This window comes from Bacillus sp. TSO22, from assembly GCF_020223595.1.
Taxonomy (GTDB): Bacteria; Bacillota; Bacilli; order Bacillales; family Bacillaceae; genus Bacillus; species Bacillus inaquosorum.
On record NZ_JAHAWO010000020.1, the window covers coordinates 1 to 460 of the forward strand.

The window sequence follows — 460 nt, forward strand, 5'->3', positions numbered from 1 at the left end:
GGGACCATGGGGTCGCAGGTTCGAATCCTGTCTTCCCGACCATTTTAATGGGGCCTTAGCTCAGCTGGGAGAGCGCCTGCTTTGCACGCAGGAGGTCAGCGGTTCGATCCCGCTAGGCTCCACCAAAATTTTTAAAAAAGTTGTTGACTTTGAAGAAGTAGCATTGTATACTAATAAAGTTGCTTTAACAAAGCGAACAAACGAAATGATCTTTGAAAACTAAACAAGACAGAACGTACCTGTTAATTCATTTTTAAATAAATCGCACAGCGATGTGCGTAGTCAGTCAAACTAGGGCCTGCACGATGCAGGTCACACAGGTGTCGCCGCAGAATGCGGTGAACTTAACCTGTGATCCATTTATCGGAGAGTTTGATCCTGGCTCAGGACGAACGCTGGCGGCGTGCCTAATACATGCAAGTCGAGCGGACAGATGGGAGCTTGCTCCCTGATGTTAGCG

At 48.0% G+C, this 460-nt stretch carries 1 tRNA gene and 1 rRNA gene; both read left to right on the forward strand.

Annotated elements, in window-relative coordinates:
* Positions 1 to 49: 49 nt before the first annotated feature.
* Positions 50 to 125 (forward strand) — tRNA-Ala (locus tag KHQ79_RS22110).
* A 235-nt stretch (positions 126 to 360) separates the two neighbouring features.
* Positions 361 to 460 (forward strand): 16S ribosomal RNA (locus KHQ79_RS22115); the annotation flags it as partial.